Origin of the sequence: Amycolatopsis coloradensis (assembly GCF_037997115.1) — a bacterium.
Lineage (GTDB): Bacteria > Actinomycetota > Actinomycetes > Mycobacteriales > Pseudonocardiaceae > Amycolatopsis > Amycolatopsis coloradensis_A.
Genome location: NZ_CP150484.1, coordinates 6,440,199 through 6,459,229, shown reverse-complemented (window position 1 = coordinate 6,459,229; position 19,031 = coordinate 6,440,199). Strand labels below are relative to the sequence as shown.

Here is a 19,031-nt window from a genome sequence, read left to right as displayed (position 1 = left end):
CCGGCCGAGCGCGGCGGGTCCCGCCTGCTCCAAGCGGGTAGAACTTGTTTCACTTTTTCGGCCGGCTGGAGAACATGACCTCGCTCGATCCCCACGCGAGGAGGATTCATGGGTCCCGATTCCGGTCTGTCCCGGCGCCAGGTCCTGCTCGGCACCGGGCTCGCGCTCGCTTCGGGACTGCCGTTCGCCGGGGCGGCTTCGGCCGCCTCCACGGTGCTCGGTGAGTACGACGTCGTCGTGGTCGGGGCGGGCGCGGCGGGGATGACCGCCGCGCTGACCGCGGCGAAACGCGGCCTCAGCTGCGTAGTGCTGGAGAAGGCGGCGAAGTTCGGTGGTTCGGCCGCCCGGTCCGGGGCGGGGATCTGGATTCCGTGCAATCCGGTGCTCGCCGAGGCCGGCGTCCGCGACACCCCGGAACAGGCCGCACGGTACTTGGCCGCCGTGGTCGGCCCGTCGATCCCCGCCTCGCGTCAGGAGGCCTTCCTCGCCAACGGGCCGGCGATGCTGTCCTTCGTGATGGCCAACAGCCCGCTGCGGTTCCGCTGGATGGAGGGCTACAGCGACTACTACCCGGAGCTGCCCGGCGGGATGCCCGGCGGCCGCTCGATCGAGCCCGATCAGCTCGACGGGAACGTCCTCGGCGCCGAACTGGCCAATCTGAACCCGCCCTACCTCGCCACGCCCGCGGGGATGGTCGTCTTCAGCGCCGACTACAAGTGGCTCGCGCTGGCCGCGGTCAACCCGAAGGGCGCCGCGGTGGTGGCCGCCTGCCTCGCGCGCGGCACGGCCGCCGCGCTGGCCGGGCAGAAACCGCTCACCATGGGTCAGTCGCTGGCCGCGGGACTGCGGGCCGGATTGCAGCGCGCCGGGGTCCCGGTCTGGCTGAACACGCCCCTGACCGATCTCGTCATCGAGAACGGGAAGGTCACCGGCGTGACCGTCGCGGCGGGCGTGGTGAAAGCCCGGCGCGGCGTCATCGTCGGTTCCGGCGGGTTCGAGCACAACGCCGCCATGCGGGCGGAATACCAGCGCCAGCCGATCGGTACACAATGGACTGTCGGCGCCCGGTCGAACACCGGGGACGGGATCCTGGCGGGTAAGCGTGCCGGAGCGGCCCTGGACCTGATGGACGACGCCTGGTGGGGACCGGCGATCCCGCTCCCCGGCGAACCGTACTTCTGCCTCGCCGAGCGGACCCTGCCCGGCGGGCTGATGGTGGACGCGGCAGGCAAGCGATTCGTCAACGAAGCGGCGCCCTACAGCGACGTCGTGCACACGATGTACGACCGGAACCCGACGTCGCCCACCATTCCCGCGTGGCTGGTCGTCGACCAGCACTACCGCAACCGGTATCTCTTCCGTGACGTCGCGCCGCTGTTGCCGTTTCCCGACGAGTGGTACTCGGCGGGGGCGGTCAAGAAGGCGTGGACCGTGGAGTCGCTCGGCAGCGCGATCGGTGTCCCGCCGCAGGCGTTGCGGGCCACGGTCAACCGGTTCAACGGGCAGGCTCTGTCCGGTGTGGACAGTGACTTCCGCAGGGGCGCCAGCGCTTACGACCACTACTACACCGATCCGTACGTTCTGCCGAACTCGTGCCTCGCGCCGCTTTGGGAGCCGCCCTTCTACGCCTTCAAGATCGTCCCGGGCGACCTCGGCACCAAGGGCGGGATGCGCACCGACGCGCGGGCGCGGGTCCTGCGGGCGGACGGCTCGGTCATCCCCGGCCTGTACGCCGCCGGGAACGCCAGCGCGGCGGTGATGGGCAACAGTTACGCGGGAGCGGGATCGACGATCGGCCCGGCGATGACCTTCGGGTATGTCGCGGCGAACGATCTCGCGGATCAGCCTGGCTGAGGCGCCGGAGTGAGGACGCGGTCGGCGAGCTTGAGCCGTGAAACGGCGATGACGAGCACGAAAGCGATGAGCGCGGCGACGGTCCGGACGACGTTGTAGGTCTCCCACTGATCGAGGATCGCCGCGTGGTCGGCCGGTGCCGAGGTGGTCGCCCAGACCTTGATCCGGCCGTTGATGGGCACGTTCCCGAAGCGGGTGACCAGAAACGACGTCACGACCAGGGCCACGGCCACGCCGGCCAGCTGCCGCGGCCGCCCTCGGCTCAGGAAGGCGAGCGTGAGTGAGCTGATCGCCGCGAGCGCCATCGCGGTCTGCATGACGACGCCGTTCCGCTGCATCAGCGCCGTGTGGAAGGTCAGCCGCACGTCGAGCGGGACGACGTCGAAAGTGGCGGCGACGTTGACCGCGCCGTAGCCGAACGCCCCCGCGAGCAGACCTGTCGACAAAAGGGCGACACCGGTGACGAGACCCGACATTATCTTTGACATGCTGTCAAACATAGCGGCCTGGGTTAGGGTTGACAACATGTCCGAGCTAGCCGAGGGGCGGCAGAGGCGACGGCGGACCGACGCCGATCGCAGTGTCGCTTCGATCCTCGCCGCGGCCAAGGAAGTCCTAGGCACACAAGCCCATGCGAGCGTCGAGGACATCGCGAGAGCGGCTGGGGTGAGCAGACAGACCGTCTACGCGCACTTCAAGACCCGCGAGGCGCTCCTGAGCGCGGTGATCGACGCGGTGTCCGAGGAGGCCGCGAACGAGATGGACGCCGCGCGGCTCGACGAGGGGCCCGCCGCCGACGCCATGCTGCGCCTGCTCGACGTCGGCTGGAGGATGTTCCGGCGCTACCCGCTCCTGCCCGCCGGCGCCGCCGAAGAGAACGATCCCGAAGCCGACCGGGACCGGCATTCGGCGGTGGCCGATCATCTGGACCGGCTGCTCACCAGGGGCAAGGTGTCGGGTGAGTTCGACCAGGGCCTCGCGAATCCCTGGCTCGTCAACGCGATCGTGGCGCTCGGCCACGCCGCCGGCCACGCCGTCGACGCGCAGCAGCTGACGCTCGAAGACGGCGTCGACGCGCTTGCCGAGAGCGTCCTGCGGCTTTGTGGTGCCGCTCGGCGGGACTGACGGACACGGAACGCCCCGAAGCGCTCACGGCCGGTTCCGCACCCGTTAAGGTGAGGCGTTCGCGTGGCATCAAGGGCTGGGGGGTCCGCCATGATCATCAAACGTGCCTATCACCACGGGGATCTTCGTCGTGCGCTCGTCCTCGCCGCACGGGAACTTCTCGTCGAACGAGGTCCGGAGGGGGTGAGCCTGCGCGCCGCGGTCGCGAAGGTGGGTGCGTCCACCGCGGCGCCGTACCGGCATTTCCGCGACAAGGACGCGCTGCTGGTGGCGGTCGCGTTGGAGGGGCACGCCGAAGTGCAGGACCGCCTGCGGGCCTGCGGCGCCGGGACGGTGACCGCGCTCGGACGGTCCTACCTCGGCTTCGCCCTGGATAATCCGGCGCTGTACCGGCTGATGGCGGGCGCCGGGATCGGTGACCGCGCCGCGTACCCGGAACTGGCCGAGGCGCACCGGGTGACCTGTGCGTTGCTGGCCGACCGGGTGGGGGAGCGGAACGATCCGGGTGGTTTCGCGGTCACGCTCTGGTGCCTGCTCCACGGGCTGGCCACGCTCGTGATCGACGGCCACGTCGAGCGCGACGCCGCGGTCGCCGAGGCCGAGCGCAGCCTCGGGCTCCTGGTCCACTAGACGGGGGCGTGGTGCGCACTGAAGGGGGCACTGTGTGGATTTTGGGGCGTTGGATGACCAGAAATCCACACAGTGCCCGCGTGACCGGTCCGGTCGCGACGCTCAGGAGACCGGAGAGGCCACAAGTCGTGGGTGGCCCGACTACGCATCTGGGCGACCGTTTGTTCCGCGAGCCCGGTTTCGCGCGTGGCCACGTNGTCTTGACGATGTCGGGGTCCGGGCCACCCACGACCCACGGTTCAGCCGATGGACGGGATGAAGGTCGGCAGCCGCCGGACCTTCGTGTCCTGCTCGAAGGCATAGGCGATGGCCAGCAGCGACGGTTCGCTGAACCGCCCGCCCATGATCGACAGACCCAGTGGCAACGGTCCGGCGTACGCCATCGGAACGGTCAGGTTGGCGTAGCCCGACACGGCCGCCGGGCCGGACGAGTCGATCAACAGCGCGCCGTCACCGACACCGAGCTGTGTCTTCCACGCGGCGTTGTTCGTCGGCGCCACGATCGCGTCGAGCTTCTCGCCGCGCAGTGTTTCGTCGAGGCCCCGCCGGGCGGCGCTCGTCGCGGCTTCCCGCATCGCGCGATACGCCGGATCGGTGAGATCGCCGGTGGTCGCCTGGGACCGGTCCCACAGGTTGTGGGTCCAGTACGGCATTTCGACCGCCGCGTGGTCCAGGTTGTACTGGATCAGCCCCGCCAGGTCGGCGGGGTGCTTGCCGCCGGTGGAAGCGAGGTAGGCGTTGATGTCGTGCTTGAACTCGGTCCTGATCGCGGGGAACTCGTTGGCCGCGATGACGTCCAGATAGGGGATGGTGATCTCGACCGTGGTCGCGCCGAGCTTCCGGAGCCTGCTCAGCGCCTGCTCGAACGCCGCCTTCGTCGTGTCGTCCGGCGTGTAGACCTCGCGCCAAACTCCGATGCGTTTCCCGTGCAAAGCGTGGGGGCGCAGGAATCGCGTGTAGTCGTCGAGTGACTGCCGGGCGGCGTCGACGGTGATCGGGTCACGACGGTCGGCCCCGTTGAGCGCCGCGAGCAGGATCGCGGCGTCGACCACGTTGCGTGCCATCGGACCCGCCGTGTCCTGCTGTTTCGACACCGGCACGATCCCGCTGCGGCTGACGAGCCCAAGGCTCGGCTTGACCCCGACGATGCCGTTGGCGCCGGACGGGCAGGAGATCGAACCGTCCGTCTCGGTCCCGACGGCGACGGTCGCCAGGTGCGCGGCGACGGCCACACCCGAGCCGGACGAGGAGCCGCACGGGTTGCGGTCGAGAACGTAGGGGTTGGCGGTCTGCCCGGCGAGCGGGCTCCAGCCGTTCGACGAGCTCGTGGAGCGGTAACTCGACCACTCCGACAGGTTGGCCTTGCCGAGGATGACCGCTCCGGCCTCGCGCAGGTTTTCGACCACTCCGGCGTCGCGGTAGGGGCGGGATTCCAGCAGTGCTGTCGAGCCCGCCGTGGTCGGCTGGCGGTCCGCGGTGTCGATGTTGTCCTTGAGCAGCACCGGAATACCGTCCATGGGGCCCTTCGACCGGTGCCGGTGCCGTCGTACGTCACTCTCCGCGGCGAGCCGTAGCGCATCCGGGTTCGTGGTGAGCACCGCGTGGAGCGTCGGGTTCAGTTTGCGGATCCGCTGCAGGTAGAAGGCGGTCAGCTGGACCGAGGACAGCCGTCCGGAGCGCATCGCCCGCTGCAGATCGGGGATCGTCGCCCGCTCCAGGTCGATCCCGGCCACCACGGGGCGGCCGGAAGACCCCGTGGCCCATGCCGGGACGGCCGTGGTGGCCGACGCCGCCGACGCCATGACGAGAAACGTGGCCACGGCCGCGCCACGTCTTTTCCAGGAATGTCTTTTCAAGGAATTCCCTCCTGTTCGAAAGAATTCCTGAACAGTACGTGCGCGGCACCGGTTCGGAACCGGCCCCGAAAAGCGGGGAACGGTGAATTGATCGCCGCGCGGTCGCCGGTCCGGTACGCGATCGGTCACGCAAACAGCCTGCTGGGCAAGGGTGATCATGATTTCGGCACTGGGTGGCGCCGGTCGCGGACGCACGGTGAGGGGGTATCGGTGATTTCGTCGGAAATATTCCGCCTGCTTTCGGCGGGGCATCCGGTTCCGCGTTGATCGCGGATTGTTCGCGGTTCGCCGATCATCCGGCCCGGTTCGGTCGTGAACATTCCGCGAGCGCGGCGCCGAAGGAGCGTGCGGTGCTCGTCAGCCCGGCCACCGCGGATACCGGGTCGCGGCGGGCGGGCAGGACGGCGGCGAGTGCCGCGCCGACCCGGCCGTCCGGGGTCCTGATGCCGACGGCCGCGCAGCAGAGTCCTTCCGTGATCGTCTCCGTTTCGGCCGCGTACCCGGCCGCGCGGATCTCCAGCGCGTCCGTGTCCGGTTCGGCGAGCGCGGGGTGATGAGCCGCGAGGAGCCGTCCGGCGGCGGTGCCCGGCGGAAGCGGGCGGCCCGGCCACACGGGGACGTCGTCGGCGGGGAGGACGGCGCCCGCGGCGACCAGCGCGCGACCTTCCCTGGGGACCACGAGCACCAGGCTCGCGCGCATCCGCGCCGAAAGCGACGGCAGCCGCTCCTTGGCCAGACCCCGGAGTTCGGGCAGCCAGAACCGCCCGAGACGGAACACCCGCGAACCGATCCGGTAGCCGCGGCCCGCCCGCTCGACCGCGCCCAGGTCGGCCAGCTGGTCCAGAAGCCGGTGCACGGTGGTCTTCGGCAGCCCTGTGGCCCGCACGAGCTGGGTCAGCCCGGCCTGCCCGCCGTGTTCGTCGAGCGCTTCGAGCAACGCGAACGCGCCTTCGAGCACGCCGCGTCCGCCGATGGGTTCCCGCATCGCCCCCCTTTCCCGGAAAAAGGTCACACCGGAGAAGTAAAGTGCGCCCCCGGCAGGCCGGGATACGAACTTTCGGGCAGCCGATGGGGTGATGTTCCGCTGAACGGCCCCTCCGTCGACGTGACCGACACCGCGTCGCGAACCACCCTGCCGGGTCCTGCCTCCCGGCGCGTTCCTGGCATGCTGGCAAGGTTCGCGCGAACACCACAGCTCCAGGGGGACGTCGATAATGGAGGAGATCCGCCGCCTCGCCGACCGGTTCGATCTCATCGAGCCCGTCGGCGGTGGCTCCATGGGCACCGTGTGGCGGGCGCGCGACGAGAACCTGGAGCGCACGGTCGCGGTCAAGGAACTCCTTCTGCCGCACGGAGCCGGTGAGCAGAAGGCCGACGAGGCCAAGAACCGCGCGCTGCGCGAGGCGCGGATCGCCGCGCGGCTGGTGCATCCGCACGCCATCACCGTCTTCGGCGTGATCGACGAGCAGGACCGCCCGTGGATCATCATGGAGTACCTGCCTTCGACCAGTCTCGCGGACAAACTGCGCGAAGGGCCGATGGAGGTCGACGACGTCATCCGCCTCGGCATCCAGCTGTGCTCGGCGCTGGCGGCCGCGCACCGGGCGGGCATCGTCCACCGCGACATCAAGCCCGGCAACGTCCTGCTCGGCCACGACGACACCGTCAAGATCACCGACTTCGGGATCTCGCGGGCGATGGGCGACGTCCAGCTCACCGCGACCGGCGAGATCTCCGGGACACCGGCGTTCCTGGCGCCGGAGGTGGCCCGCGGCGAGGACGCCACGTCCGCCTCCGACGTGTTCTCGCTCGGCGCGACGCTCTACACCGCCCTCGAAGGCGGCACGCCGTACGGCACGGCCGAGAACCCGATCGCGTTGCTGTACCGCGCGTCGAGCGGCGAGATCACCCCGCCGACCAAATCGGGGATCCTGACGCCGCTGCTGAACCGGCTCCTCGACGTCCGGCCGGACAGCAGGCCGACGATGGCCGAGACCGAGCGGGAGTTGCGGGCGCTCGCGGCGGGGGAGCCGACGACGCTCGTCGCCGAAGAACCGCCGCCGAAGGCGCGCAAGGGAATGCTGATCGGCGTGATCGCCGTGTTCCTCGTGCTCGCGGCGGCCGCCGCCGCGGCCGTGGTCGTGGTGCTCAGCCGCGACGAGGAGACCCCGTCCGGCCAGGCGCCGCCGCCCTCCCCGTCGCAGTCCGCCGTCCCGACCACGTCGGAGCCGGTCGCGCCGCCGCCATCGCCGTCGTCCGCGCCGCCCTCGACACCGTCTTCGTCGTCTTCGTCCGCGCCGCCTCCGGCGCAGACGCCGGGTCAGGCGCTCGCGGCGTACTACGCGCTCATCCCGGGGAACCTCCAGGCGGGGTTCGCGACGTTGAGCGACAACTTCAAGCAGAAAAGGAACCAGAGCTTCGAGCGGTATTCGAACTACTGGAAGCAGTTCAGCGCGGTGACCGTGTCGAACGTGACCGAATCCGGCAACACGGTGACGGCGACGCTCACCTACGTGCGGGCCTCTGGCGGGACCACGACGGAGCGGGAGACCTTCGTCCTGGTCCAGCAGGGCGGCCGGTACCTCATCGACTCCCAGCGGGCAGGCTGAGTTTCCCGGCGAGGCGCTGAAGCCATGCCTCGACCTCGTCGGGGGAGCGGTCCGGGAGGCCGAAGATCGTCTCGGTGACCCCGGCCGCCTCCAGCTTGGCCAGGTTCTCCGGATCCGGGCGGACGCCGAGCGCCGAGATCTCCGGTTCGCCGGCGCGGCCCGCTTCGCGCCAGATCTCGCGCAGCCGCCGGGCTTTGTCCTCGATGTCCGTGTCGCCGGGCGTGGTGAGCCAGCCGTCGGCCGACTTCGCGATCCAGCGGAACGTCTTCTCCGTGCCGCCGGCGCCGACGATGACGGGGATATGCGCTTGAGCCGGTTTCGGCCATGCCCAGCTGGCGCCGAACGAGACGAACTCTCCCTCGTACGAGGCTTCGTCCTGTGTCCAGAGCGCGCGCATCGCTTCCAGGTACTCGCGCAGGACCGTTCGCCGTTTGCCGCCGGGGACGCCGTGATCGGCCAGTTCGTCGACGTTCCAGCCGAAGCCGACGCCGAGGGTGACCCGCCCGGCCGAGAGGTGATCGAGACTGGCGATCGTCTTCGCCAGCGTGATCGGGTCGCTCTCGACCGGGAGGGCCACCGCCGTCGCGAGCCGGATCCGGGTGGTCACCGACGCTGCGGTCGCCAGCGCGACCCACGGGTCCAGCGTCCGCAGGTAACGGTCGTCGGGCAGCGACGAGTCGCCGGTGCGCGGATGTGGTGCCTCCCGTTTGACCGGGATATGCGTGTGTTCCGGCACGTGGAAGGTGTCGAAGCCCGCGGCTTCGGCCGCCCGCGCGGCGGCCGCCGGGCTGATACCCCGGTCACTGGTGAACAGCACTATCCCGTGTCTCACATCCGGTCACGCTATTAGAACGTGTTTCAGTTCGCAACCGTGGAGTGCAGGGTGACCGGCAATGCGTTCAGCCGCCAGGTGCCCGGGTCCGGGATCCGCAGCAGGCCGTCGGCGAGGGCGAGATCGGGGAACCTGCGCAGCAGGGCGGTCAGCGCGACCTCGGCCTGAACCTTGGCCAGGGAAGCGCCGAGACAGAAGTGCGGCCCATGGGCGAAGGCGAGATGCCAGGCGGGCCCCGCCGCGCGCCGGATGTCGAAGACGTCCGGGTCTCCGAACGCCCTCGGGTCCCGGTTCGCCGCCGCGATCGCGACGGTAACAGGTTCTCCTTTGGGGACGACGACATCGCCGATCCGGACGTCCGTGGTGGCGAATCGGGGGATCGTCAGCAGTTGCGGGCTCTGCCAGCGCATCACTTCCTCGACCGCACCGGGCATGAGCGCCGGGTCCTCGCGGAGCTCGGCCAGCTGTGTGGGGTGGGAGAGCAGGATTTCGACGGCGTTGGCGATGAGGTTTCCGGGCACCTGGCCACCCAGTACGAGTTGCCAGACCAGGGCGACCAGTTCGGTTTCGCTGAGCCGGTCGCCGTCTTCGGCCTGGATCCGGAGCAGTTGCGAGACGACGTCCTCGCCCGCGTCGAGTTTCCGGTCCGCGATGGCGGCGAGCGCGCCCTCGACGATCCCGGGGACCGCTTTCGCGAGTCCCGCGCCGTCGCCTGCCGAGACCAGGGCGCCGTATTCGCGCCACCGCGGGCGGTCGGCCGCGGGGATGCCGACCAGTGCGCAGATCACGTCGACCGGCAGTGGACGCGCGAAGGCGGTGACCAGGTCGATCCGGTCTTGCCCGGCGAGTTCGTCGAGGAGGTCGTCCACGAGCCGCTCGATCCCCGGGCGGAGGGCGGCGGCCTTGCGCGGGGTGAACGCGGGGGCGACGAGCCGCCGGAGCCGGAGGTGTTCCGGGCCCTCGACCTCCTGCATCGTCCGCATGTACGGGCGGCAGTGGTCGGGGATGTCCATCCGCTGGTAGCTGTTCGCGCTCAGGGTGAACCTCGGGTCGCTCAGCATTTTCCGCGCCTCTTCGTGGCGCAGCACCGCCCACATCGAGAACCCGGGTGCGCTGAGTTTGGCGATCGGGGAGCGCTCACGGATCGGTCCGTAGGCGGTGAACGGGTCGCGCAGGACCTCGGGGTCGGTCAGGAGGATCTCGGGAACGTCGGTCAAGGTGGCTCTCCCAGTTCGAATGTTCAAATCAGATGTTCTCATCATCTGAATGGTCAAGGTATCTTGATCCGGGTCCAAGGGCAACGTGCCGGCAGACGGGAGGCCGATGGTCCGGCTGAGCAGGGCGGAGACGCAGGAGCGCAATCGCGCGAAGGTGCTGGCCGCCGCGCGTGACGAGTTCGCGGAACAGGGCTTCCGGGACGCCAAGATCGACGTCATCGCCGAGCGGGCTGAGCTCACCCGCGGCGCGGTCTACTCGAACTTCCCCGGAAAACGTGCGCTGTACTTCGCCGTTCTGGCCGAGCTGGCCGAGCAGGCCGCGGGGGCGCCGCACGCGGTGCCCGGCGAGACGCTCGAGGGCGCGCTGGGCGCACTGGCCAGGTCGAGAGTGGCCGCATTTCCCTTGGACGACGATCAGGCCGGCCTCGCGCGCGACCTGATGCCGGAAGTACTCGCGGACGAGCGCGTCCGGCGGCCGTTCGCTCAGCTGGTTAAGCTCAACGGCCTCCTGCTGGGGCTCGCGCTGGAGCGGCTCGACCCGCCGGAGCGGCCGCCGGGGTCGCCGATTCCGCGCCGGGTCCGGCTCGCGGAGACCGTGCTGACCACCCTGCACGGCGCCGGCCAGTTGGCGGCCGCCGCGCCGGGGCTCGTCGAACCCTTCGACGTCGTGAGCGCCTGCGAACGGCTGGCGGGGCTGGCCTTCAACGATTGGTGGACGCCGCCGGTGATCGCGCCCGCGGCACAGGCGGCCGACCGGCCTTGGTCACCGCCCGGGGCCGTCGATCTCGTGCGCGCCGAATCCTTCGTACCCGCCGACGGCGTGGTCGTGGTTCTGGGCACGCACCGGCTGGCCGCCGCGGAAGAGGCCGTCCGGGCCTCCGGCGGCGAAGTCACCGTCGTCGTCGTGACCAGTGAGCCCGCCGAGCTGGTGCCGCTGACCCGGCTGATCGTCGCGGAAGTGTGCGGCGGTCTGCGGCAGGCCTTCCCGGAACCATTCCGGCCGCGACTGCGCGTGGTGTGCGACGCGACCGGGACGCTGGCGGCGGCCGCGGGGGTGCTCGCGGTCAGCGACGAGACCGAAGTCGCGATCCGCGTCGAACGAGGCCGGATCGTCGCCACGGCGGACGGGCGCGGCGCGGGTCACGCCGTCTCGGGCGAAGTGTCCCGTGTGGACAGCGCCTAGACGATGTCGGTGTGCCGGATCCGGTACACCTGCAGGCGAAGCCCGTAGTACTTGTCGGTTTCCCCGACCCAGATCATCCCGAGCCGTTTCGCGGTCGCGATGGCACGCACGTTGCTCGGCCGCGCGACGGCGAAGAGTTCGTCCGTGTCCTGAGTGAACGCCCAGCCGATCAGCGCGCGGGCGGCCTCGGAGGCGTAACCCTCGCCCCAGGCGTCCGGATGCAGCTGCCAGCTGATCTCCAGGTCCTCTTCGTACGGTGGCAGCAGATGGATGCCCAGCCCGCCGACGACCAGGCCGTCCTCCTTGCGCTGCACCGCCCATCTCCCGCGCGGCGGCACGAGATTCGGCTGCGCCTGTTGCCAGGCCTGCAGAACCGAACGCATTGCGGCGGCGTCGGTCACCCGGTCCATCGCCGGGGTGAGCCACCGGGTCACGTCGGTGGTGCCGTAGATCGCCAGCGCGGCTTCGGTGTCGTCCTCGGACCAATCACGGACGACGAGCCTTTCGGTGGTCAAGTCCATGACAGAACGTTACGCGCACCGGCGGGGCCGTGGGGTATCCGGATCATGACAACTCGGCAACCCGGCGTACCTTGGCCTCATGCGTGCCGACGCCACGACGACCCCCGAACAGGCCTGCCCGATCGCCCCGGTTGTCGACCTCGTCTTCAGCCGCTGGACCACGCCGATCCTGTGGGCGCTCAACGAATTCGGCAGGCAGCGGTTCGTCGAACTCGAGCGGCGCATCGGTTCGATCACGCCGAAGGTGCTGACGCAACGGCTGCGGCAACTGGAACGCGACGGCCTGCTGACCCGGACCTATCACGCCGAGGTGCCGCCCCGGGTCGAGTACGAGATCAGCGACCTCGGCCGGAGCCTGGCGCCGCTTTTCGCGACCCTCGCGGACTGGTCGACGGAGAACCTGCCGAAGGTGGAAGAGGCCCGGTCGGCCTACGATTCCGCCTCCTGAGCCGGCTCTGTCGCTTCCCTCCCCCGCAAGTAGGCGACTAATTGCGGCGGGCGCTTTCTTGACCGATCGGTCCAGATGCGGTTAGGCTTCTCTTCGTGTCCCGGGTGAAGGAATTCGACGTCGACGCGGCCTGCGAAGCCGCGCTGGAACTGTTCTGGCGGCAGGGGTACGAGGCCACCTCGGTCAGCGACTTGGTCGCCGAACTCGGCATCGGCAAGGCGAGTCTCTACGCCACGTTCGGCACCAAGCACGAGCTGTACCTGACGGCCTTGAACCGCTACATCGCCAGGGGTAACGAGCGGTTCGTCGAGGACTTCGCCGGGCCGGGCCCGGCGCTCGCGGGCGTGCGACGGCTCATCGACCGGTATCTCGCCGAAATACTGGGCGAATCGGGGCGTAAAGGCTGTTTCGTGGTCAACGCCGCCATGGAGATGATGCCGAAGGATCCCGAGGTCGCGCGGGTGGTCGAGCGCAGCTGGGACGCGCTCGAACTGGCCGTGCGGATGGCGTTGAGCCGCGCGAAGGCTCAGGGCGAACTCGACGCCGCCGCGGATCCGGAGGAGCTCGCCGGTTTCCTGCTCACCGTTCTGCAGGGCATGCGGGTGCTGGGCAAGGGGCCGGATCCCGCGGCGCGGGTCAGGGCTACCGCGAAGCAGGCCATCGCGGTACTCGACGCCGCTCGCCAACACTAATAATGGAACGATCGGACCAGAAAGTGGTTACTACTGTGGGGAAGCGATTCAGCGGCAAGGTCGTCCTGGTCACCGGAGGCGGTTCCGGGATCGGCCGCGCCACGGCGGCGGCGTTCGCGCGTGAAGGCGCTCAGGTCGTCGTTTCCGGGCGGGACGGCGAAAAGCTCCGTCAGACGGTGAAGGAGATCGAGGCCGACGGCGGAACCGCCGACGCGGTGACCGCCGACGTGAGCGCCGGTCCCGAAGTCGAGCGTCTCGTCGCCGAGACCGTGCGCCGGCACGGCAAACTCGACATCGCCTTCAACAACGCGGGCATCCTCGGCAGTCCCGCGCCGACGGCGGATCTGGACGAAGAGGGCTTCGACGCCGTCGTGCGGACGAATCTCACGGGCACGTGGCTGTCGATGAAGCACGAGATCGCTCAGATGCGGGCGGGCGGCGGGGGAGTCATCGTCAACATGTCTTCCAACATCGGCTCGCACTACCGTCTGCCGGGAATGGCCGCCTACGCCGCTTCGAAGGCCGCCGTGGACGTGCTGACGCGCACCGCCGCCCGCGACCACATCGGCGAGGGTATCCGGATCAACGCGGTCAGCCCCGGCGCCACCGACACCGGGATGTCGTTCCGGCCCGGCGAATCCGAGGCCGACCGCGCGGAACGGCTCGGTTCGGTCATTCCGCTCGGCCGGATCGGTGCGGTCGAGGAGATCGCCGCGGCGGTGCTCTGGCTGGCTTCGGACGAGTCCTCGTACGTCGTGGGTCACGACATCGTCCTCGACGGTGGCGCCAGCGCCTGATCTGATCTCAGCGGCGCGAAGGCAGCATTTCCTGCATCTTCGTCTTGATCCCCTGCGCCACCAGGTGCCAGGCGTCGGGCTCACCCTTCAGGACCGCTTCGGTCAGCGCCTTCACCTGCTCGAAGGTGGCGTGCGGCGGAATCGGCGGCACCTCGGGATCGCAGCGGACGTCCAGTACGGTCGGCACGTTGGTCGACAGCGCGACGTCCCACGCTTCACCGAGCCGGGCGGGATCGTCGACGGCGATCCCGCCCAGGCCGATCTCCAGCGCGAAGTCCGAATAGGACACTTCCGGCAAGGTCTGCGACGGCTCGAATTTCGGCGAGCCGCCCATGGCACGCAGTTCCCAGGTGACCTGGTTCAGATCGCCGTTGTGGAACACGCAGACGACGCATCGCTGATCGGCCCACAGTTCGCGGTACCGGGCGATGGTCAGCAGTTCCGCCATCCCGTTCATCTGCATCGCGCCGTCGCCGACCAGGGCGATCACCGGCCGGTCGGGGTGGGCGAACTTCGCGCCGATCGCGTACGGGACGCCGGAGCCCATCGTCGCGAGGGTGCCGGAGAGCGTGCCCCGCATGCGGGCGCGCATCCGGAGATTCCTGGCGTACCAGTTGGTGGCCGAACCGGAGTCTGCGGTGACGATGGCGTCTTCGGGGATCCGCTCGGACAGTTCGTGCACGATCCGCATCGGGTTGACCGGATCCGCCTCCAGCATCGCCTGGCGGGTCAGCGTCTCGTGCCACTCCCCGGTGTTCTTCTCGATCTTTTCCCGCCAGCCGCGGCCGGTTTTGCGCTCCAGCAAAGGAATCAGCTGTTGCAACGTGCCCTTCGCGTCACCGAGCAGGTTGACTTCGGTCGGATACCGCAGCCCGAGGAACCGGGGATCGATGTCGATCTGGACCGCGCGGGCCTGACCGAATTCCGGCAGGAACTGCGCGTACGGCATATTCGAGCCGACGATCAGGAACGTGTCGCAGTCCCGCATCATCTCGTACGTCGGCCGTGTGCCGAGCAGGCCGATGGAGCCGGTGACGTACGGCAGGTCGTCGGGCAGGACGTCCTTGCCCAGCAACGCCTTCGCCACTCCGGCGCCGGTGAGCTCGGCGACCTCGCGCAGCTCGGTGACGGCGTTGCGCGCGCCCTGTCCGATCAGGATCGCGACCTTTTCGCCCGCGTTCAGCACCTCCGCGGCGCGAGCGACCTCTTCCGAGGGCGGGATGACACTGGCCCGCGGATGATCGGGCGGGGAGGACGGAACGTGCTTGAACTCGTGCTGCGGCGGCTGGTAGGTCTCCTCCTGCAGATCAGCCGGGATGATCAGCGCTGTGGGCGCGCGCTGCGCGATGGCCGTGCGGAGGGCGCGGTCGAGCGCGTTCGGCAGCTGTTCGGAGACGTTGACCTCGACGAGATACTCACTCGCGACGTCCTTGAACAACGCCTGCAGATCCACCTCCTGCTGGTAGCTGCCGCCCATCGCGCTGCGCGCCGTCTGCCCGACGATCGCCACCACCGGCACGTGGTCGAGTTTGGCGTCGTAGAGGCCGTTGAGCAGGTGGATCGCCCCCGGTCCGGACGTCGCCATGCAGACGCCGGGCCGTCCGCTCAGTTTCGCGTAGCCGACGGCCGCGAACGCCGCCATCTCCTCGTGCCGTGTCTGCACGAAACGGGGCTTGTTCTCCGCCGCGCCGAACGCGCTCACCAGCCCGTTGATCCCGTCCCCGGGATAGGCGAAGACCTGCTCCACGTTCCATTCGCGCAGCCTGGTCAGAACATGGTCCGCAACGGTTTCGCTCATGGTCGCCGGATACCGCTGCCGTCCGGCGGCTAAACGTCCTCGAGAATCCTGGTGATCCCCGCGACGACGTCCGGATGCCCGAGCGGCAGCGGCGGCGGTACCCGGTTGTACGGTTCGCCGGTGCTGTGGGGGAGCACGTCCACCGCGGTCCCGGACGAGCGCACCCGTTCGGCGAGGTCGGAGGACTCGTCCGGCACCGGGTCGACCAGCAGGACATGGGACGCGGCTCCGGGGTGGCGTTCGGCCAGCCGCAGCGCGTCCTCGGCCGAGTCGCCGGCGGCCACGACGTCGATCGGCGGGCCACCGGGTTCCGCGTCGCCGAGCACGTCTTCGGCCTGGCTGAGCGCGCCGTCCACCGGCAGCCTGCACCAGATGATCTGACGCTGGGCCGCGAGCGGCCGCCACGTCGCCGGGAGTTCACCGTGCTTGCCCTCGCCCGCGGGGTCGAGGACCAGCAGTTTCGCCCCTTCGACGCCGCCGTCGGTGACGACCGAGGGGCCTTCGGCGCGGACAGGATCGGATTCGGTGGTCATGGGCGTCTCTCCTCTAGCAGTTGGTGCGGGGGAGTTCGGGAGAATCCGTGTCCAGCGGCACCGAACCCGAGCGGACGAGTCCTAATTGGACTGTCTGCCGCTTCGTCACCGCTTCCAGCGCCCAGTCGGTGGCGGTGCGCAGGCGGTTGCCCGGCATGGCCAGCAGGTGGTAGCCACGGGTCACCGCCTTGGCGGCGAATCCGGAAAGCGGGATGTGCAAGGGATTCGCCGCGGCCTGGTGGGCGCCGAGGTCGACGACGAAGCCGAGGTCGTGGTGCCGGTAGGTGCCGTGCGAGCCGTACCCGAGCGACGCGGCCACGTTCCGCCCGGCGAGTTTGCCCTGGCGTTCGGCGTGCTGGGCCGTCATCGGCGTGTATTCGCCGGGCCTGGTCAGATCCGGGACGGCCGCCGCGTCCCCGCACGCGTAGACGTCGCGCCGTCCGGGGACGTTCAATTGCGCTGTCACGACGAGCCTGCCCTTGGCCGTCTTCAGCCCCAGGTCCTCGATGAGCGGGTCCGGCCGGACCCCGACGCACCACACGAGGGTGTGGGTCGGCACGGATTCACCGGAGGTCAGCGTGACCCCCTTTTCGCCGGCGTTGTCGATCGACGTCTTCATCAGGACCTCGACGCCGCGTTCGCGCAGCACTTCGTCCGCCGTGGCGCCGAGCCGCCGGTCGAGTTCCGGCAGTACCCGCTCGGCCACGTCCAGCAGCAGCCACCGGATCTTCTGATCCTTCAGTTCGGGATGCCGGGCGGCGAGCGCGGCGGTGAAGGCCGGCCCCTGCGCGGCGACCTCCGTGCCGGTGTAGCCGGCACCGACCACGACGAACGTGCAGCGCGCGTCGCGTTCGGCCGGATCCTGCGCCGAGGCGGCGAGTTCTATCTGCCGGGTGACGTGGTCACGCAGGTAGAGGGCCTCGGGCAGACCGCGGAAACCGTGGGCGTACTCGGGAACGCCGGGGATCGGCAGCAACTTGTTGACGCTGCCCGCGGCGAGTACGAGACGGTCGTAGCCGAGGGAGTGCTCGCGGCCCTCGGGGTCGGTGTAGCTCACGCTGCGGCCGTCGAAGTCGACAGACTTGGCGGTACCGAGCACAAGGCGCACACCGCGCAGCGTGCCGGGGATGGACACCGAAATCCGCCGCGGCTCGAGGATCCCGGCGGCGACTTCGGGGAGCAGGGGGAGATAGAGGAAATAGTCGGTCGGGTTCAGCACGACGACTTCCGTGTCGTCGCCGACCGATTTGAGGAGGGTCTTGGCCGCGTTGTAGCCGGCGAACCCGCCTCCGATGATCACCACGCGCATCGTCAGTCCTCCGTGGGCCAGTCGCCGGTCGCCTTGCGGTAGCCGACCGCGCCCGCCCGTTCGGTGGCGGCCTTCACCGCGCCGAAGATCGCGCCCTGCGTGGCGGCCGCGACGATCACCTGGGTCCAGGTGAAGTCCCGGTCGGTGGCGTTCGGCGCGTCTTCTTCACCGCTCACGCGTTTCCAGACCTGCTTGAACGCGATCCCGGCGAGCACCCCGCCCGCGGCGCTGACGATCATGTTCAACGGCTTGTAGAGAACCTTGTTCACGACGAAGACCTCTTTCGCATGATCAGCCGGATGGTGATGAGCAACGCCAGGAGACCGGCGAAAACAGGCAGGGGATTCGCACGGACGACTTCGGTGCCCCGACGGAACTTTTCCGCCGCGGGCTCGGAGACCTTCTCGGAGATCTTGGCGCTCGCCTCGTCGACCTTGGTGTCGAGGTTGTCGTTGACCCTCGCCTTGACGTCCATTTTCTTGCCGAGCGCGTCGAGAGTCTCGGTGAGTTCTTCCCGCGTCACGTCGCGATCGGCGCGGGCTTCTTCGGCGTTCTTGGGGAAATCGGTCATGACCGCACTCCTTGCTTGACGGTGTCGACGTCCTCACGGACACCTTCGATGGCCTCTTCCGGCACCGGCGGAGTCGCGTTCGTGACCTCCTTCTTGCCGACGACGGCCGAAAGGCCGCCGATCAGCAGCAGCGCCGCGCCCGTCACCACGGCCGCCAGCCACGCGGGCATCACCAGCGCGAGTGCCAGCACCACCGCGGCGATCAGGGTCGCCAGCCCGAAAAGCGCGAAGACGCCCGCGGCGCCGAACAATCCGGCACCGAAGCCCATCTTCTTCCCTTTGCGCTGCAACTCGAACACGGCCAGCCGCATCTCGTCGCGGACGAGGTGTTTGACCTCGTCGCTGAGATCGGAAACCAGTTCGCCGACCGACTTCTCTGCGGACGGCTTCCGGTGGGTCTCTTCGATCATGGGGCACCTCCTCGGAGCGTTCTGCCCGCCGGGTACCCGGCGGCCCGGCCGGTCAATCACAGCGTGTTTCGCCCCGCTGAGCGCCGGGTAGCCGGAAAGTGCCGGCTCGAAAAGCACCCAACCGACAGGAGGATGCATGAGCACGATCACCGAAATGGTGGACGTCGAAGTCCCGGTGACGACCGCGTACAACCAGTGGACTCAGTTCGAGAGCTTCCCGCAGTTCATGGAAGGTGTCGAGGAGATCCGCCAGATTGACGCGACCCACACCCACTGGGTGACCAAATTCGGTGGGGTGAGCCGGGAATTCGACGCGACGATCACCGAACAACATCCCGACGAGCGCGTCGCGTGGACGTCGGACTCCGGCCCCGACCACGCGGGCGTCATCACGTTCCATCGCCTGGGCGACAACAAGACCCGGGTCACGGCGCAGATGGAGATCGATCCGGAAGGTTTCGCCGAGAACGTCGCCGACAAACTCGGTGTGCTCGACCGCCGGGTCAAGGGCGACATGAAGCGGTTCAAGGAGTTCATCGAGAGCCGGGGCCACGAGTCCGGCGCCTGGCGCGGTGACGTGGACCGCCCCGGCAGCTGACCGGTACCCGGGACCTCCCCCAGGAAGACGCGTTTTCCTAGATCGGAA

General features: G+C 69.3%; 21 protein-coding genes. 9 read left to right on the top strand and 12 right to left on the bottom strand.

Annotated elements, in window-relative coordinates; all coding sequences use genetic code 11:
• Window positions 1–108 precede the first annotated feature (108 nt).
• On the top strand, window positions 109–1,854 hold the full coding sequence (gene kstD, locus LCL61_RS30265; protein WP_340682917.1) for a 3-oxosteroid 1-dehydrogenase: 1,746 nt from the start codon (window positions 109–111) through the stop codon (window positions 1,852–1,854).
• Here kstD and LCL61_RS30260 read toward each other — a convergent pair.
• Window positions 1,842–2,342, bottom strand: coding sequence for a DUF1772 domain-containing protein (locus LCL61_RS30260; RefSeq protein WP_340682916.1), 501 nt, complete (start codon window positions 2,340–2,342; stop codon window positions 1,842–1,844). The two genes, kstD and LCL61_RS30260, sit on opposite strands and share 13 nt — an antisense overlap.
• A gap of 37 nt (window positions 2,343–2,379) precedes the next feature.
• Between LCL61_RS30260 and LCL61_RS30255 the strand changes: the two genes are divergently transcribed.
• Window positions 2,380–2,979 (top strand): TetR/AcrR family transcriptional regulator, encoded by a 600-nt coding sequence (locus LCL61_RS30255; RefSeq protein ID WP_340682915.1) that lies wholly within the window; start codon window positions 2,380–2,382, stop codon window positions 2,977–2,979.
• A 90-nt stretch (window positions 2,980–3,069) separates the two neighbouring features.
• Window positions 3,070–3,609, top strand: a complete 540-nt coding sequence (locus LCL61_RS30250; protein WP_340682914.1) for a TetR/AcrR family transcriptional regulator — start codon at window positions 3,070–3,072, stop codon at window positions 3,607–3,609.
• A 239-nt stretch (window positions 3,610–3,848) separates the two neighbouring features.
• Here LCL61_RS30250 and LCL61_RS30245 read toward each other — a convergent pair whose 3' ends face one another.
• Both LCL61_RS30245 and LCL61_RS30240 read right to left on the bottom strand, forming a co-directional pair.
• Window positions 3,849–5,411, bottom strand: a complete 1,563-nt coding sequence (locus LCL61_RS30245; protein WP_340688711.1) for an amidase — start codon at window positions 5,409–5,411, stop codon at window positions 3,849–3,851.
• 346 nt (window positions 5,412–5,757) lie between these two features.
• Window positions 5,758–6,450 (bottom strand): IclR family transcriptional regulator, encoded by a 693-nt coding sequence (locus tag LCL61_RS30240; RefSeq protein WP_340682913.1) that lies wholly within the window; start codon window positions 6,448–6,450, stop codon window positions 5,758–5,760.
• A 229-nt stretch (window positions 6,451–6,679) separates the two neighbouring features.
• On the opposite strand from LCL61_RS30240, the gene LCL61_RS30235 reads away from it, so the two are divergent.
• Window positions 6,680–8,074 (top strand): serine/threonine-protein kinase, encoded by a 1,395-nt coding sequence (locus LCL61_RS30235; RefSeq protein ID WP_340682912.1) that lies wholly within the window; start codon window positions 6,680–6,682, stop codon window positions 8,072–8,074.
• On the opposite strand, the gene LCL61_RS30230 is transcribed toward LCL61_RS30235, so the two are convergent.
• Window positions 8,049–8,906 carry an LLM class F420-dependent oxidoreductase gene (locus LCL61_RS30230; protein ID WP_340682911.1) on the bottom strand — a complete coding sequence of 286 codons (858 nt, stop codon included), beginning with the start codon at window positions 8,904–8,906 and terminating at the stop codon, window positions 8,049–8,051. The genes LCL61_RS30235 and LCL61_RS30230 overlap by 26 nt on opposite strands.
• 26 nt (window positions 8,907–8,932) lie before the next feature.
• Complete coding sequence (locus tag LCL61_RS30225) at window positions 8,933–10,123, bottom strand: cytochrome P450 (RefSeq protein ID WP_340682910.1); 1,191 nt, start codon at window positions 10,121–10,123, stop codon at window positions 8,933–8,935.
• Window positions 10,124–10,229: 106 nt separating this feature from the next.
• Between LCL61_RS30225 and LCL61_RS30220 the strand changes: the two genes are divergently transcribed.
• A complete protein-coding gene (locus tag LCL61_RS30220) occupies window positions 10,230–11,306 on the top strand; it encodes a TetR/AcrR family transcriptional regulator (protein ID WP_340682909.1) in 1,077 nt (358 codons plus the stop codon).
• On the opposite strand, the gene LCL61_RS30215 is transcribed toward LCL61_RS30220, so the two are convergent.
• Window positions 11,303–11,827 carry a GNAT family N-acetyltransferase gene (locus LCL61_RS30215; RefSeq protein ID WP_340682908.1) on the bottom strand — a complete coding sequence of 175 codons (525 nt, stop codon included), beginning with the start codon at window positions 11,825–11,827 and terminating at the stop codon, window positions 11,303–11,305. The two genes, LCL61_RS30220 and LCL61_RS30215, sit on opposite strands and share 4 nt — an antisense overlap.
• A 79-nt stretch (window positions 11,828–11,906) precedes the next feature.
• Between LCL61_RS30215 and LCL61_RS30210 the strand changes: the two genes are divergently transcribed.
• The 3 genes from LCL61_RS30210 to LCL61_RS30200 all read left to right on the top strand — a co-directional run bounded on the left by LCL61_RS30210 (window position 11,907) and on the right by LCL61_RS30200 (window position 13,764).
• Window positions 11,907–12,275, top strand: a complete 369-nt coding sequence (locus LCL61_RS30210) for a helix-turn-helix domain-containing protein (protein WP_340682907.1) — start codon at window positions 11,907–11,909, stop codon at window positions 12,273–12,275.
• Window positions 12,276–12,370: 95 nt separating this feature from the next.
• Window positions 12,371–12,967 (top strand): TetR/AcrR family transcriptional regulator, encoded by a 597-nt coding sequence (locus tag LCL61_RS30205; RefSeq protein ID WP_340682906.1) that lies wholly within the window; start codon window positions 12,371–12,373, stop codon window positions 12,965–12,967.
• 35 nt (window positions 12,968–13,002) lie between these two features.
• Window positions 13,003–13,764, top strand: coding sequence for a glucose 1-dehydrogenase (locus LCL61_RS30200; protein ID WP_340682905.1), 762 nt, complete (start codon window positions 13,003–13,005; stop codon window positions 13,762–13,764).
• 7 nt (window positions 13,765–13,771) lie between these two features.
• On the opposite strand, the gene LCL61_RS30195 is transcribed toward LCL61_RS30200, so the two are convergent.
• Genes LCL61_RS30195 through LCL61_RS30170 form a run of 6 tightly spaced genes read right to left on the bottom strand, consistent with a single transcriptional unit; the run spans window position 13,772 to window position 18,385 of the window.
• Window positions 13,772–15,562: a thiamine pyrophosphate-requiring protein gene (locus LCL61_RS30195; RefSeq protein WP_340682904.1), complete on the bottom strand. Its 1,791-nt coding sequence runs from the start codon at window positions 15,560–15,562 to the stop codon at window positions 13,772–13,774.
• A 29-nt stretch (window positions 15,563–15,591) separates the two neighbouring features.
• Window positions 15,592–16,095, bottom strand: coding sequence for a hypothetical protein (locus LCL61_RS30190; protein ID WP_340682903.1), 504 nt, complete (start codon window positions 16,093–16,095; stop codon window positions 15,592–15,594).
• A 13-nt stretch (window positions 16,096–16,108) separates the two neighbouring features.
• Window positions 16,109–17,404 (bottom strand): NAD(P)/FAD-dependent oxidoreductase, encoded by a 1,296-nt coding sequence (locus LCL61_RS30185; protein ID WP_340682902.1) that lies wholly within the window; start codon window positions 17,402–17,404, stop codon window positions 16,109–16,111.
• A gap of 2 nt (window positions 17,405–17,406) precedes the next feature.
• Window positions 17,407–17,673 (bottom strand): DUF4235 domain-containing protein, encoded by a 267-nt coding sequence (locus tag LCL61_RS30180; protein ID WP_340682901.1) that lies wholly within the window; start codon window positions 17,671–17,673, stop codon window positions 17,407–17,409.
• The gene (locus tag LCL61_RS30175; RefSeq protein WP_340682900.1) at window positions 17,670–17,975 is read right to left on the bottom strand and encodes a DUF3618 domain-containing protein; all 306 of its coding nucleotides are present in this window, start codon (window positions 17,973–17,975) and stop codon (window positions 17,670–17,672) included. Before LCL61_RS30175 ends, LCL61_RS30180 begins: the two co-directional genes overlap by 4 nt.
• Complete coding sequence (locus LCL61_RS30170) at window positions 17,972–18,385, bottom strand: phage holin family protein (RefSeq protein ID WP_340682899.1); 414 nt, start codon at window positions 18,383–18,385, stop codon at window positions 17,972–17,974. Before LCL61_RS30170 ends, LCL61_RS30175 begins: the two co-directional genes overlap by 4 nt.
• 136 nt (window positions 18,386–18,521) lie before the next feature.
• Between LCL61_RS30170 and LCL61_RS30165 the strand changes: the two genes are divergently transcribed.
• Window positions 18,522–18,983: an SRPBCC family protein gene (locus tag LCL61_RS30165; RefSeq protein WP_340682898.1), complete on the top strand. Its 462-nt coding sequence runs from the start codon at window positions 18,522–18,524 to the stop codon at window positions 18,981–18,983.
• The last annotated feature ends 48 nt before the right edge of the window (window positions 18,984–19,031 follow it).